The organism is Kangiella shandongensis, assembly GCF_020005365.1.
In the GTDB taxonomy this organism is placed as follows: domain Bacteria; phylum Pseudomonadota; class Gammaproteobacteria; order Enterobacterales; family Kangiellaceae; genus Kangiella; species Kangiella shandongensis.
In genome coordinates, this window is the sequence record NZ_JACNML010000003.1 from 306,901 (window position 1) to 321,594 (window position 14,694).

Sequence of the window (14,694 nt, forward strand, 5' to 3'; positions counted from 1 at the left end):
ATCTACATATACCTGAAAACAAAAAAGCCCGTTGTCCTTTCGGAGCAACGGGCTGGAAACCTATTAATGAGTATTTTAATCAAGCATTACTCATCCCACCGTCGCTCGCGCAGTGTATGATGGTGATGATGATGTAACTGGCTGATTAATATCACTTTAATAACCTTTTCTAAAACCTGAACTTATCTCTAAACCATAAAAAAAGCCCCGCTCAATTGGCGGGGCTTTCAGGAAATCTTTAATCTCGACTACATTATTAAAGACAACAGCTCACCGCCAACGCATTTACGTGGTGATGATGGTGATGGCGAGTGTTCAATAATGTATTCATATGCAGTGATTAAAACTTATCCGAATGAACCTGTCAATCCTTTTGAAATAATAAAAAGTTATATCTCTCTGGTCATAAATAAGCTGTATGGATCCTTCTTATACTCTGCAAAAGGTCCGCACTCCTCAAAGCCATACTTGCGGTAGAGTCGGACTGCTGGCTGAAAAGCCTCGTTGGTTCCAGTCTCCAGGCTAATTCGACGATAGTCCCGCTTTTTACCCGCGGCTAACATTGTAGTCAGAATCATATTAGCAACGCCTTCTCTTAAAAAAGCCTTAGCCGTACGCATCGATTTAATCTCAGCATGCTCAGGCGATAATTCTTTCAAGGCACCACAACCGATGATTTCCTCATTCTGCCAAGCACTCCAGAAGGTAATAGCCGGCTCCTTTAACTCCGACTCCTCGAGCGCATGAATACTCTCCGGTGGAGAGTATTCGTACATTTCTTTGCGATGTTCTAATAATAACGTGATAACCTTGCCGTCTCGTAAATTATCGACTTTAATCATACAATCACGCATCACTCTCACTTCTAACCTCACTACAGTGCATCTCTACCTATTTCACCCGTGCGTAACCGCACTACCGCCTCAAGACTAGTGATAAAGACTTTACCATCCCCAATTTTCCCCGTTTTAGCCGTTGACATTATGGTTTCAACGACTCGATCAACCAGCTCATCGTCTACAGCAACTTCTACCTTGGCTTTAGGCAAAAAGTCGACCATATACTCCGCGCCACGATACAGTTCGGTGTGCCCCTTCTGCCGCCCAAACCCTTTAACCTCTGTGACCGTCATACCTGTAACTCCCATATCGGTTAGAGCCTGACGAACCTCATCCAACCTGAACGGTTTAATAATCGCAGTTATTAACTTCATCGTCGCCCCCTTAACTTTTCGTGAATTCTGGATAAGCTTCCAGGCCACATTCTTCCTGATCGGCCCCTTCGTACTCATACTCATCATTAATTCGGATACCGAGCGTCTTCTTGATCAGGTACCAGACCAGAAAACTCACAAGGAAGGTCCATAGTACAATCACTCCAACCCCCAGCAGCTGACTTAACAAACTTGCCTTGGCATTACTAAGCGGCACTACCAACAAGCCTAAAATACCGCCGACACCATGCACAGAAATCGCACCGACAGGATCATCAATTTTCATATGGTCGAAGGTAACGATTGAAATCATGATAAAAACACCCGCGATTAAACCGAATACCAGTGCCAACAGCGGTGATGGCGATAATGGATCAGCCGTAATGGCAACCAAGCCTCCCAATACACCATTTAAAATCATGGTCAGATCGGCACGTCCATAACGTATTTTTGAAAACACCAGAGCGCCAATGCCACCGGCTGCCGCAGCGGTATTGGTGTTGAGTAAAATCATTGCAACCGAGTTTGCGCTCTCCACATCGGACATCTTCAGCAGTGAACCACCATTAAAACCAAACCAGCCCATCCACAAAATCAAAGTGCCCAGCGTGGCTAACGGGATATTGGCACCGGGAAAAGCTTTAATTGCTTTACCGGGTCCATACTTACCTTTTCGCGGCCCGAGCAATAAAACGCCAGCGAAAGCCGCGACTGCACCGCAAAGATGAACCACCCCGGAACCGGCGAAATCATAAAAACCCGCCGTTTCAAGAAAGCCCATCCCCCACTTCCAATATCCCTGAACTGGATAAATGAACGAGGTCATAAAGAAGCAAAAAATGAGGAACGCCCACAGCTTCATGCGCTCAGCTACCGCCCCTGAGACAATCGACATGGCCGTTGCCACAAACACCAGCTGGAAAAATATGCCGCCCATCGTCGACATTTGCGTACCTTCAGCAAAAGCTTTTTCAGCCGAGTTATCACCAAAACTGGGCAGCTCGAATCCCGGAAACCAACTAGTAACAGCAGAACCTGGATACATGATTTGATAGCCAATCAATAAGTAAGACAAGCTCGCTATAGAGTATAAGGCAATATTTTTAGTCAGGATTTCAACGGTATTTTTCGAGCGGACCAGACCTGCTTCGAGCATGGTAAAGCCTGCCGCCATCCACATCACCAGAATGGCAAACGATAAAACATAAAAGGTATTGAGCGCGTAGCTGAGTTCAAAAATAGACTGCTCTGAATATGCTAACTGTTCCATAAGTTCCCCCAAAGTTCCTATTTATAAATAACACGGTGACAAAGGAGTTAGAACAGTGGAGCCACCTAGTTATGCACCGTCATGGTGCAATACGGGCTCAAGAAATAGAAAAGGCACCAAAATGGTGCCTTTAATTTATAGATTAACGGATTAAAGGTCAGTAGGGCCAGGTGCCACTGCCATCGATCAGCTGGCGCGACTTATCCAGTCCTAGACAGTAGTCTGATTCATTGGCTAAGTAGAAGTAGCGCGGTAATACCGAAAAGCCATAGCTCGCCACCTGCTGTTCAGCTGCGTCAGAGAAATCGAGTCCCCACAGCGAGAAGTAGTCCCGGGTATCTCTTTTCATGGCAAAAGCACTGCTGATCAACATCCAGTCATTACTGCTAATACTATTCGCCTGCTCACGCGTCCACCCGGCAAAGCCAAGGTTGTCTCGCATCGCGTTCCAGTCAGTATCATTGCCACGCGCTTTACGAAACTCTCGCTCCAGAATATGCAGTCGTGGCCACAACTGCCAACCATCACCCAAAGCGCCATCTCCCTGCGCCGACATCATTAGCTGCAGATAGAATGCAGCACCTCGACTCCAGCTGGATAAGTTAGCACTCTGCATGTAGGCAAAGGGATCGGCTTCATTACGACTTTGCTGTAGGTGGTTAAAGAGCTCTTCAAACGGTAAGCTCTGACAACTCGGCGCATTTCCCGTCTCAAGGTGGAACTGACTCTTAGCGTAGTAAGAGTATGGATTGGTTGTAGTATGAACTTCCCAGCCACTAAAGCGGAATAAGGAGCGTTCCAGTCCGTGGCCAATTTCATGGATATCGCCATGACCGACCGGGTTGAAAGACCAGTAGGCATCGTATGGGTTGCCCGAGCAACCATAGCCGCAATTTGCCTGATCCGCGTTCATGTGTTTTACCTGATCGATGGACGCAATAGTCAGGTTATGGTTTTGTGTAAAGCTTGTCACTTCAGTGTTCAGATCAATACCAGGGCCTGAGTAACCCGCCAGGCCCAGTGCAAAATTATGAGCATAGCGCATGGTAGCCAGGGCAACGCTGTTAGCATCAGGCCATAATGGGTCGCTTAACGTTTCCTGCATTTTCTCTGTGGTCGAATGCACTTCAAAGCTCGGTGTGATCAGCTCAGCCCAGTCATAGTTTTCGGCGTTAACGGCTTGAGCAAAAGCTGCACTGTCGGCTTCTTCACGCCACACCGGGTGTTGCCCAATAGTGGCAAACTCAAACTTCACCGCAACATCTTTTACATCAAACCCAACCTGAACCGGTCCACCATGAGTCGAAATCAGGCTTAATGTCTCACCCGGTTTAATTTCGATGTCCGTTGTACGCAGGAATTTGGGACGATTGTAGGAGTTTTCGTTAAATTCGTGCGTCGCGCCGCTACGTAGAGTATTGATAAAAATTTTGGTCTGTACGGCATTGGAGTCCTGTCGTGTCACTTCAAACTTTTGACCTGGCAAGGCGTAGACACCAGCGGTTCTAAATGGTGGCTTGCTGGTTAACTCTACCACTTTGCTTGACGGCGTAATATGGCTGAAGTCACTACGACTGAAGTTACCTAAGTCGGCCTGTGCAGGAGCAATATCTCGATTCATATAGACCGCATGATCAGCATACATTGACTTTAAGAAATCGGTAGTCGGAGTCGCTATCTTATCCATCGGATATTGAACCGACTGACGGTAAAAGTCCGCCAGCAGCATTAGAATTTTCTCATAGCGATAATGTGTTGATGAGAATATCGAAATTTTTTGTCTATCCAGGCGACGGAAATAGTTTTGAACAACTTTAGCAGCCTGTAAGAAGTTGGAGTCATAGTTGGACTCGGCCGGACAGCTTTTATCGTCACAAAGACCGAGGTTAATATTAAAACTCTGGTTTTTGAATTGGCTAAGCAGATCTTTTACACTAGCAACATCTTCAGGCAATACGGCGTACTGACTGGAGCCATCATACTGGCTCAGAGACTGGCGTTGCCAGTAATTATCGCCCTCATAGTAGACATTAAATAATGGAAATAATGTCTGAGCTAACTCACCATTATTGCCGTCATGGTGCAGGTAGAGCACAGATACACCAGATTCCATTGCCTGTTTAACCGCATTTGCTACTGCAGAGGCACTGGCACCATCCAAGACCTGCGAGACAATCAGTAAATCAGTGTCCTCGCTAATACAACCGCTCAAAGCAGCACCATTACACTCGGTGGCTGCATTAAAAGTTGCGGTATCCGGGTAATAGTTTTGCAACCACTCCCGGGTAGCGATCTGATCCGGAAAATAATAGCTTTGACCTAAGTGAGCCATGGCTACTTTAAAAGGCTGAGCGTCCAGGTCATCACGTCTGGTTAACCAGCTTAAGCTATTTTGTAGAAACTGCTGCATCTGGGTGTTCACAGACGCAGGATTACTCTTCCAGGTTCGCATCGGGTTACTGCCCAAAACAAAATAGCGTGTGTCCTCGGCTTTACCCACGATTCCCAATGTTCTGTTATTAACCGAATAACTGTCATTGGTTACGGCATTGGATATCAGTATTGGGTGGTTAAAGCCAAAAGTGCCGCTCAATAATGCTGCATCATGCGTTGGATCCCAGTCTATCTGGCTGAGACTGTTCGACACGACCTCACCATTGTCCCCAAGCTGGAATAACTTGACCAGCGCGTCGTCGAAAGCAGTTTGATTATCATTAATCGTCGTAAGCGCACCGTCTAAATACACCTGCTCCTCTTCGACAATTGACGCCTTACCAGTACGTATCGCTTCCTCGAGAGGATCATAATTAACCGTCATAGAAAGATTAAGGCTGTCGCTGAGGTCGCCATCGGATACCTTAATGGTGATATCTTCAACCATGCCGACATCTTGGGCGGAAGGTGTGCCAGTCAGGGCTCCGGTTGCGTCATCAAAGTTAAGCCAGTCAGGCTTATTCTCGATGCTCAGCGTTAACTCGTCACCGTCGGGATCATCGACGGATGGCATGAATTCATAACTCGAGCCTTCAACAGCAGGCTCAGGCTCTCCGGTAATGGTTGGTTTCTGGTTTGTTGACTCGTTACTATCACCGTCTTCATCTCCCCCGCCACCGCAGGCAACTGCAGCGACCAGCAACAATAACAGCCAACTCTTTCTTAGTATTATCATGGTGTTTTATGAGTTGGTTTATGTGAAGCTAGAAAATATAGACTGTAGAGCAACAGTGCAAACTGTTTGACGGTTTATCCGGAAAAGTGTGAACTAATGACGACTTAACCACAGAGAGGCGAGAAATAAATCCTCCTGCTCTGTAATTTTGATGTTTTTGCGCGAACCGATAACGAGAGAAGGATGATGCCCTGAAAGCTCCATAGCCGAAGCCTCATCAGTAACCCACTCACCTTTTTCCAGGGCGGACTCGATAGAGCGTTTTAACGAATCAACGGGGAAAAACTGGGGTGTTTGTGCCAACCAGATGGTATCTCTGTCGATGGTTTTCTCTATAGTTTGCTTTTTATTGGCCAGCTTTACCGTATCGGTAACCCCGATAGCCAGAATCGCACCCTCCGGTGAAGAGTCTTTGGCATGAATCAAATCATCAATTTGTTCGGCTTTTAAACAGGGTCTCGCCGCATCGTGCACCATAACCCAGTCGTGCTGAGAAGATTCTGTTTCCTGAATCACCTTCAAGCCAGCGAGCACCGAGTCCACCCGCTCCTTGCCGCCTGTCGTTGTAATAACGCGAGGGTTATTTTTAAAGGGTAACTCTTCCCAGTATGTATCTTCAGGATGTAAAGCAACAACGACCTTGTAAATTTTGGAGTGCTCAAGAAAACAATTAATACTGTGCTCAAGGATCGTTTTCTCTGCTATCTTTAAATATTGTTTTGGGGTATCAGAGTTCATTCGAGAGCCAATCCCTGCAGCAGGGATAACGGCCCAAATACGCTCAGAGCTCATGGGTTAAACGCCTCGCTTAATGAGAATCTAGGATTCGAATAAAAGTTTCACCTTCCTTTATCATTCCCAGTTGATAACGGGCACGCTCTTCAATAGCATCGGTTCCATCACGAAGGTCGTTGATTTCAGCAACGATTTTCTGGTTCCTGAGTTCCAGTTCTTTGTTTTCGTTTTTAATGTTGTCTATTTTTTGATGCTGCAGCTTTATTTCGCGAAAAGAAGATTCCCCGAACCACATTCGGTACTGTAACGACATCAAGATGATGACTAATATCAGCGCAATCCACTTCATAAAACTAACAATGCCAGAAAAAATTCCGTAAATAAAGCAATTGCTGCGGTACGATACCGCAGCAGTCAAGGTTTTTAGATTATTTTTTAAACTTAAAGGCTGCGTTGCCTGGGTAAGGAGCTTTACCGTCCAATTCACCTTCAATACGTAATAACTGATTATATTTAGCGACCCGATCCGAACGGCACAGTGAACCCGTTTTAATTTGACCGGCGGCTGTTGCCACCGCTAAATCGGCAATAGTCGTATCTTCCGTTTCACCACTACGGTGCGAGATCACTGCCGTATATCCAGCATTATGAGCCATATCGATAGCGGCTAATGTTTCTGTCAAGGTACCAATCTGGTTCACTTTAATCAGAATCGAGTTAGCGATACCTTTGTCGATACCTTCTTTCAGGATCTTGGTATTGGTCACAAACAAATCGTCACCGACCAGCTGACATTTGTCACCGATCTTCTCAGTCAGTGCTTTCCAGCCATCCCAGTCGCCTTCGTCCATACCGTCTTCGATTGATACGATTGGATAACGCTCAACCCAATCAGCCAAATAGTCAGCAAACTCTTCAGAAGTTAATTCCTTGTTTTCTGAAGCTAGATGATACTTACCATCTTTATAGAATTCGCTCGAGGCAATATCGAGCGCCAGGGCAACGTCTTCACCCAGGTTATAACCGGCTTTATCGACCGCTTCGACAATCGCCTGAATAGCTTCTTCATTAGAACCCAAATCCGGCGCAAAACCACCTTCATCACCAACCGCAGTATTCAAGCCTTTAGCCTGAAGTACCTTACGCAAGCTGTGGAAGATTTCAGCGCCCATGCGCAAAGCTTCGGAGAATGTCGGCGCGCCAACCGGCATAATCATGAATTCCTGGATATCAACATTGTTATCCGCGTGCTCACCACCGTTAATGATGTTCATCATTGGTACTGGCATCGCAAATTTTCCGTCACGGTTAATATGTTGATATAAAGGCTTGCCAGACGCCATCGCCGCTGCTTTAGCATTAGCCAGAGACACGGCCAGGATAGAGTTAGCACCTAACTTTTCTTTATTATCCGTACCATCAAGGTCCAGCATGATTTGATCGATAGCCGCTTGATCAGAAGCATCCTGACCAACCAGGGCGTTTTTAATGTCATTGTTAATGTAAGCAACGGCTTTCAATACGCCTTTACCTAAGTAACGAGATGCATCACCGTCTCGTAGTTCTAACGCTTCACGAGAACCAGTAGAAGCACCGGATGGCGAACAGGCTATCGCTTTAACGCCATTTTCTAAAACGACTTCCGCTTCTACCGTCGGATTACCACGAGAATCTAGAACTTCACGTCCAATAACATTTTTGATTTTCAAAATCACACCCTCTAATGTTCTATACAATCAAAGTACAAAAAAATTTTTACAACAAATTGCCGGAACCAAAGTCCGTAATCGTATCTTCAGCAAACCCAGCTTGCTTTACAATCGTATCCAGCTCTTTCATCACCTTAAGCATTTCTTCGATACGATACATCGGAAACGAATTCGGTCCGTCACACTTGGCAACGCTTGGATCTGGATGACTTTCCATAAAGACTCCCGAGACGCCTGCAGCAATCGCCGCTCGCGCCAACACAGGAATCACCTCACGTAAACCGCCAGATGAAGCCCCTTGCCCACCAGGTAACTGTGCCGAGTGAGTAGCATCGTACACTACAGGACAACCTGTCTCGCGCATAATGGATAGCGAGCGCATATCCGACACCAAGTTGTTATAACCAAACGACGCGCCACGCTCACATACCATAATCTGTTCATTACCCGTTTCACGTGCCTTCTCGACCACATTATTCATATCCCAGGGCGACAGGAACTGCCCTTTTTTAATGTTGACCGGAATTCCTGGCTCACAGGCCTTACGAATAAAGTTTGTCTGGCGAGATAAAAACGCTGGAGTTTGCATGACATCAACCACGGCCGCCACTTCGTGAAACGGCGTATCTTCGTGTACGTCGGTCAGTACCGGAACGCCAACCTGATCTTTAACTTTCTGCAGAATATTCAGGCCCTTTTCTAAACCCGGACCACGGAAGCTCTTACTCGATGACCGATTGGCTTTATCGAATGATGACTTATAAATAAACGGAATCTCAAGACGATCCGTCATTTCCTTTAAATAACCAGCGGTATCGATAGCTAACTGTTCACTCTCGATAACGCAAGGACCACAGATTAAGAAAAACGGCTTATCTAAACCCACTTCCCAGTTTAATAGTTTCATATTACAGCCTTCGGCTTTCACCAGTTGACGCTACAGCGTTAAGCATCCGCCTTTTCAGCATGATAGTCTTTAGCTGCAGCAATGAATGCACTGAATAATGGATGACCATCACGTGGCGTTGAGCGGAACTCAGGGTGGAACTGACACGCCACAAACCAGCGATGCTCCTTAAGCTCAACCATTTCCACTAAATCTTTGATACTAGAAGTACATGATACCACAAGGCCTGCATCTTCAAGCTTTGACACCAGGTTTCCGTTAACTTCATAGCGATGACGGTGACGTTCGTTAATTTCATCACTTTGATAGATTTCATGGGCTTTAGTTCCAGGCTTCACGCTCGCCGGCTGCGCACCCAGACGCATGGTGCCGCCCAGATCCGAATCATCGGTGCGTTCTTCTTTCGAACCGTCACGATTAATCCACTCGGTAATCAAGCCGACCACTGGATTCGGCGTATCGGCATCGAACTCAGTACTGTTGGCATTTTCGAGACCTGCTTTGTGACGAGCATATTCAATAACCGCCACCTGCATACCCAGACAAATACCTAAATAGGGAATGTTATTCTCACGGGCAAACTTGGCCGTTGCGATTTTACCTTCTACACCGCGCTCACCAAAACCACCTGGGATTAGGATTGCGTCCATGTCCTTCAGCATATCGGTGCCGCGATTCTCAATATCCTGCGAATCGACATAGTGAATATTGACTTGCTGACGGTTATGCAGACCCGCGTGTTTAAGAGCTTCTGTTAACGACTTATAAGCTTCGGTTAAGTCCATGTATTTACCAACCATAGCGATATCGACTTCACCATTCGGGTTCGCTTCGCGGTAAAGCACCTCTTCCCACTCGGCCAGATTCGCCTCTGGCGCATCGATCTTGAAGCGCTCACAGATAATCTGGTCAACTTTCTGGTTCAATAACACTGATGGGATACGATAAATACTATCCACATCCTGTAGAGAAATCACCGCTTTTTCTTTAACGTTAGTAAATAACGCAACTTTAGCTTTCTCACCCGCAGGGATCGTACGATCGGAACGACAGATCAACATGTCTGGCTGAATACCAATCGAACGCAACTCTTTGACCGAGTGCTGAGTAGGTTTGGTTTTTAACTCACCAGCAACAGCGATATAAGGTAATAGCGTCAGGTGAACGAACATGGCATTCTCTTTACCGACTTCAAAGCGCAACTGACGAATGGCTTCCATAAATGGTAATGACTCAATATCACCCACAGTACCACCAACCTCAACCATGGCGACATCGTAACCTTCCGCGCCATCTTTAACTTTCTGCTTAATCTCATCGGTAATGTGCGGGATCACCTGAACCGTGCCGCCCAAATAGTCACCCCGACGTTCTTTGCGTAAAACATCAGAATATACTCGACCCGTAGTGAAGTTATTGCTTTGCTTCATGCGGGTACGAACGAAACGCTCATAGTGACCTAAATCCAGATCCGTTTCTGCCCCATCATCAGTTACAAAAACCTCACCATGCTGGAACGGGCTCATCGTACCCGGGTCAACGTTAATATAAGGATCAAGCTTGAGCATCGTCACTTTCAGGCCACGAGACTCTAGAAGTGCCGCCATAGAAGCCGCCGCAATACCTTTACCTAAAGAAGAAACAACACCGCCGGTTACAAATACATACTTGGTCATAAGCCTAACCCAATCAATCGAAATTTTAGAAACCGCTGTCAACACAGCAGCTATTCAAATACAACAAATCGCAAAATGCCCTTGCTCATGGTATGGACCATACAAGTTGTATTTTACGATTAAGAAACCTATATTTATTGAAAATCAATGCCTTAAAAATTAATTAAAGCATATTGCCAGCCCAAAATTGGCTGTTAAACGTACGTTTGTCTTTGAGAAGAAAGGACTCCCAGGACGGGAAAACAGTATATCAAAAAGGTCGGATGATTGGCGAGTCTTTTTTGCTTCTAAATCCTTAAGCTAACAAAACTAAGGTAAGACTTTCACCGCTACGTGATATATCATACGGACCATTAATCACTCCAACCAACTCGGGAAAGACGAATGAAAATCTGGGTCGATGCCGACGCTTGTCCTGTAGTTATAAAAGAGATTCTTTTTCGGGCCGCACAAAGAGCGCAGCTCCACTTGTGTCTGATCGCGAATCAATACATCAAAGCTCCCCCCTCGCCTTACATTAAGTCGCTGCAGGTTCCCTCCGGTTTTGATGTGGCCGATAATGAAATTGTATTACGCGCCAGCAAAGGCGATCTGGTCATCACGGCTGATATCCCGTTAGCCGATGAAGTCATTGATAAGGGCTGTACCGCGCTTAGCCCAAGAGGCGAGTTATTTACCAAGGAAAACATCAAAGGCCGTCTGACCATGCGTGACTTTATGGAAACATTACGCTCCAGCGGTATTCAGAGCGGCGGGCCGCCGCCATTAAATCAGAGCGATCGCATGAAGTTTGCCAATCATCTGGATCACATTATTGCTAAACAACAAAATTCTTCGTGAATTCAGCCTAAAGAACGTTTGGCCTGCTGCCAGGCGTCTTCTAACTGCTCAAGACTGGCGCTATCGACGGTTAGGCCCTGTGCCGCGATCACCTTTTCCAACTCACGGAAACGACGCTCAAACTTACGACAACTAGCTCGCAAAGCAGCTTCCGGGTCGACTTTAAGATGACGCGATAAATTAACGCAACTGAATAGCAGATCGCCCAGCTCTTCTTCAATATGAGGTTGGTCATTGCTTGCTATCGCTTCTTTCAGCTCAGCGACTTCTTCTTCCAGCTTTGCGATAACACCATCGATTTCCGGCCAGTCAAAACCATGACGCCCCACGCGCTTTTGCATTTTCTGTGCCAGAGATAAAGCAGGAAAGTTTTTTGGCAAATCATCCATCAAACTGGTATTACTTTCGTTTTTCGCCTGCCGCTCCTGTTGCTTCAGTTGCTCCCAGTTACGTTTAATCTCAGCGTCGGTTTCCAACCTCTTATCCGAGAAGACGTGCGGATGACGACGGATCAGCTTATCGGACATGGCCTTAGCAATCGACTCAAAGTCAAACAGTTGTTCTTCCTGCCCCAGCTGCGCGTAGAACACAACCTGAAACAACAAATCCCCTAACTCGCCCTCGAGCTCCGCCATGTCACCACTTTCAATGGCATCCGCTACTTCATAGGCTTCTTCCAGCGTATGTGGCACAATGGTTTGAAAAGTTTGCTGTCGATCCCAGGGACAGCCGTTATCCGGATCCCGCAGGGCTTGCATAATACTCAACAGGCGCTGGGTATGGTGTAACGATTCTTGTTGGTTCATAAGTTAACTGGCTCGTCTATTAACGCTAAACACATTAGGCAACTGTTTTAACAGAGTCATGACTCGATTTAAATCATCCACCTGTCCGAGCTCTACTTCCAGCCATAGCTCAACCTGCTCATTATCACGTCGTGTGGAGAGATCCGTAATGCTGGCATGTTCGTTGGCCAACACCGTCGTCACGTCTTTCAGTAATGACTTTCTATCCAGTGCAACAATTCTCAGATCAACGGCATAAGCATTGCTGGCCTCGCCTTCCCAACTGACTGGAATCAAACGCTCTGGACGATCTTGCTGCGCCTTTTTGATATGAGTACAATTTTTTCGATGGATAACGATCCCCCGGCCACGCGTAATATAGCCAACAATCGCTTCTCCCGGTACCGGCTTACAGCACTTGCCGATCTGTGTCAGCAGATCGCCAACGCCCGATACCGAAATATCCCCCATTGACTTACGCTTCGACTTTTTACGTAAGACTGGTTTGATATCTTCTTTTGGCTTTTTATCTTCTTTTTGTTCCTTGGCCCGGTTAAGGACCTGCATTATCCCTAAGTCACCGGTACCAATTTTAATGTACAGCTCTTGCTGGCTAGCCAGGTGTAAACGCTGCGCTAACTCACGATGATCAACATCGGATAATTCATTGCGGCTCAACTCCCGTTCCAGCAAAATCCGTCCTTCGTTAACATTGTCTTCGCGGTCCAATTTATTAAAAAACTGATTAATCTTACTGCGCGTTCTGGAACTACCAATATAACCGTTATATGAAATTAACCAGTCGCGACTCGGTAGCTCCTCTTTCTTGGTCATAATCTCGACCACATCACCCGTTTCAAGCTGATGCGTCAAAGGAACGATCCGTCCCTTAACCTTAGCACCGATACAGCGATGCCCAACCGAAGTATGAATACGATAAGCAAAATCGATCGGTGTACTGCCCGATGGCAAATCAATCACCTTACCTTGCGGTGTAAAGACAAAAATCCGATCGTCGGATACCGATGTTTGAAACTCGTGCATCAAATCATCAGCACTGATATCCGCCAGCTCACTTTGCCACTCGAGTAACTGACGCATCCAGGCGATTTTTTCATCGACGCCCACTTTAGCCAGATTCGCGCCTTCCTTATAAGCCCAGTGCGCAGCAATACCCTTTTCCGCTTCTTCATGCATCTGGTGAGTACGGATTTGGATCTCCAGTACCTTACCTTCCGGCCCCACGACCGCCGTGTGAATCGACCGGTAGCCATTCTGTTTCGGCGTCGCGATATAGTCATCAAACTCTTTAGGGATGTGCTGCCAGCTGCCATGGACCACACCTAAAGTGGCATAACAGTCCTGAACCTTATCGACCAGGATTCTAACCGCACGAACATCGTAAATTTCTTCGAAGCTGACTTTCTTGCGAGTCATCTTCTTCCAGATCGAATAAATATGCTTAACTCGCCCGGTGACCTCACCACGAATCGATTCAGCTTCTAGCTTCTTATTTAAAAGGTCGATAACGTCAACAATGTATTGCTCACGGGCAACCCGCTTTTCACGTAAGCTTTTGGCAATCTTTTTATAGGCACCCGGCTCAAGATAACGAAACGCCAGATCTTCCAGTTCCCACTTTAACTGACCGATACCAAGGCGATTGGCCAGTGGCGCGAAAATGTCCTTGGTTTCCTTAGCAAATAAATACTGTAGCTCATCACTGGCATCCTTAATATGGCGTAGCGTCACCACACGATCCGCCAGCTTCAGTAGCACCACCCGCGCATCGTTAACCATCGCCAACAGCATCTTGCGTAGGCTTTCTACCTGGTGTTCATCATTCTCTGCGCCAGAGGACTGCTGCAAGCTACGCATCGCCTCCATCTGTCCTGCACCGCGAACCAGCTCAGCAATCCCTTTACCAAAGTGTTTATTCAGTACCTCATCATCAAGCTGCTCACTGATAACCGCAGGCAATAACGTTGCCGCTGTTAAGGTATCGTTATCCGCATTGAAATGCGTCAGAACCTCCGCCAACTCAAGTCCAGCTGCTAAGGTATTCAAACGGATCACCGGCGTTATCGAGGCATTCTTGTCGGCGAGATCGACAGCCTTCTTCAGCTTTTTCTTCCCCTTATCCGGTAGAGATAAATGATTCAGCGTTAACCACTGCTCGAAATCAAACTGACTCGATTCAACAATCTCGAATATATCGTGTTCTTTCCGTTTCATACCAATAAATCTTTATTGTTTACCAATTGAAAGACTAGCGTGTTAAGTAAAGGTGTCTTTAAAATCCATGAATAAAACATAGTAGCAGTATAAAAATTTATTGGAAAGGAGAAGGATAGTTCAGAATTTATCATGATTAGAGTTTGTCATTGAGT

Annotated in this window: 12 protein-coding genes; 1 reads left to right on the forward strand and 11 read right to left on the reverse strand. The window is 46.3% G+C overall.

What is annotated here, in order from left to right:
• Positions 1-389: 389 nt before the first annotated feature.
• The 9 genes from H7708_RS04895 to H7708_RS04935 form a co-directional block, all read right to left on the reverse strand.
• A complete protein-coding gene (locus tag H7708_RS04895) occupies positions 390-854 on the reverse strand; it encodes a GNAT family N-acetyltransferase (protein ID WP_223669352.1) in 465 nt (154 codons plus the stop codon).
• Positions 855-874: 20 nt separating this feature from the next.
• The gene (locus tag H7708_RS04900; protein WP_223669353.1) at positions 875-1,213 is read right to left on the reverse strand and encodes a P-II family nitrogen regulator; all 339 of its coding nucleotides are present in this window, start codon (positions 1,211-1,213) and stop codon (positions 875-877) included.
• Between the two features lie 10 nt (positions 1,214-1,223).
• Positions 1,224-2,483 (reverse strand): ammonium transporter, encoded by a 1,260-nt coding sequence (gene amt / locus H7708_RS04905; RefSeq protein WP_223669354.1) that lies wholly within the window; start codon positions 2,481-2,483, stop codon positions 1,224-1,226.
• Positions 2,484-2,640: 157 nt separating this feature from the next.
• The gene (locus tag H7708_RS04910) at positions 2,641-5,652 is read right to left on the reverse strand and encodes an ImpA family metalloprotease (RefSeq protein WP_223669355.1); all 3,012 of its coding nucleotides are present in this window, start codon (positions 5,650-5,652) and stop codon (positions 2,641-2,643) included.
• Between the two features lie 93 nt (positions 5,653-5,745).
• Positions 5,746-6,444: a 2-C-methyl-D-erythritol 4-phosphate cytidylyltransferase gene (gene ispD / locus H7708_RS04915; protein ID WP_223669356.1), complete on the reverse strand. Its 699-nt coding sequence runs from the start codon at positions 6,442-6,444 to the stop codon at positions 5,746-5,748.
• A gap of 16 nt (positions 6,445-6,460) precedes the next feature.
• On the reverse strand, positions 6,461-6,736 hold the full coding sequence (gene ftsB / locus H7708_RS04920; protein ID WP_223669357.1) for a cell division protein FtsB: 276 nt from the start codon (positions 6,734-6,736) through the stop codon (positions 6,461-6,463).
• Positions 6,737-6,815: 79 nt separating this feature from the next.
• A complete protein-coding gene (gene eno / locus H7708_RS04925) occupies positions 6,816-8,099 on the reverse strand; it encodes a phosphopyruvate hydratase (protein ID WP_223669396.1) in 1,284 nt (427 codons plus the stop codon).
• A gap of 43 nt (positions 8,100-8,142) precedes the next feature.
• Complete coding sequence (kdsA, locus tag H7708_RS04930; protein WP_223669358.1) at positions 8,143-9,003, reverse strand: 3-deoxy-8-phosphooctulonate synthase; 861 nt, start codon at positions 9,001-9,003, stop codon at positions 8,143-8,145.
• Positions 9,004-9,041: 38 nt separating this feature from the next.
• Positions 9,042-10,679 (reverse strand): CTP synthase, encoded by a 1,638-nt coding sequence (locus H7708_RS04935; protein ID WP_223669359.1) that lies wholly within the window; start codon positions 10,677-10,679, stop codon positions 9,042-9,044.
• Between the two features lie 384 nt (positions 10,680-11,063).
• Between H7708_RS04935 and H7708_RS04940 the strand changes: the two genes are divergently transcribed.
• Positions 11,064-11,519 (forward strand): YaiI/YqxD family protein, encoded by a 456-nt coding sequence (locus tag H7708_RS04940; protein WP_223669360.1) that lies wholly within the window; start codon positions 11,064-11,066, stop codon positions 11,517-11,519.
• Positions 11,520-11,521: 2 nt separating this feature from the next.
• Here H7708_RS04940 and mazG read toward each other — a convergent pair whose 3' ends face one another.
• Both mazG and relA read right to left on the reverse strand, forming a co-directional pair.
• On the reverse strand, positions 11,522-12,325 hold the full coding sequence (gene mazG, locus H7708_RS04945) for a nucleoside triphosphate pyrophosphohydrolase (protein WP_223669361.1): 804 nt from the start codon (positions 12,323-12,325) through the stop codon (positions 11,522-11,524).
• Between the two features lie 3 nt (positions 12,326-12,328).
• Positions 12,329-14,539: a GTP diphosphokinase gene (gene relA, locus H7708_RS04950; protein ID WP_223669362.1), complete on the reverse strand. Its 2,211-nt coding sequence runs from the start codon at positions 14,537-14,539 to the stop codon at positions 12,329-12,331.
• Positions 14,540-14,694: the final 155 nt, after the last annotated feature.

Coding starts and splice junctions, on each gene's coding strand:
- H7708_RS04895 (WP_223669352.1), bottom strand. CDS start 854: ATGCGTGATTGTATGATTAAAGTCGATAATTTACGAGACGGCAAGGTT.
- H7708_RS04900 (WP_223669353.1), bottom strand. CDS start 1,213: ATGAAGTTAATAACTGCGATTATTAAACCGTTCAGGTTGGATGAGGTT.
- amt (WP_223669354.1), bottom strand. CDS start 2,483: ATGGAACAGTTAGCATATTCAGAGCAGTCTATTTTTGAACTCAGCTAC.
- H7708_RS04910 (WP_223669355.1), bottom strand. CDS start 5,652: ATGATAATACTAAGAAAGAGTTGGCTGTTATTGTTGCTGGTCGCTGCA.
- ispD (WP_223669356.1), bottom strand. CDS start 6,444: ATGAGCTCTGAGCGTATTTGGGCCGTTATCCCTGCTGCAGGGATTGGC.
- ftsB (WP_223669357.1), bottom strand. CDS start 6,736: ATGAAGTGGATTGCGCTGATATTAGTCATCATCTTGATGTCGTTACAG.
- kdsA (WP_223669358.1), bottom strand. CDS start 9,003: ATGAAACTATTAAACTGGGAAGTGGGTTTAGATAAGCCGTTTTTCTTA.
- H7708_RS04935 (WP_223669359.1), bottom strand. CDS start 10,679: ATGACCAAGTATGTATTTGTAACCGGCGGTGTTGTTTCTTCTTTAGGT.
- H7708_RS04940 (WP_223669360.1), top strand. CDS start 11,064: ATGAAAATCTGGGTCGATGCCGACGCTTGTCCTGTAGTTATAAAAGAG.
- mazG (WP_223669361.1), bottom strand. CDS start 12,325: ATGAACCAACAAGAATCGTTACACCATACCCAGCGCCTGTTGAGTATT.
- relA (WP_223669362.1), bottom strand. CDS start 14,539: ATGAAACGGAAAGAACACGATATATTCGAGATTGTTGAATCGAGTCAG.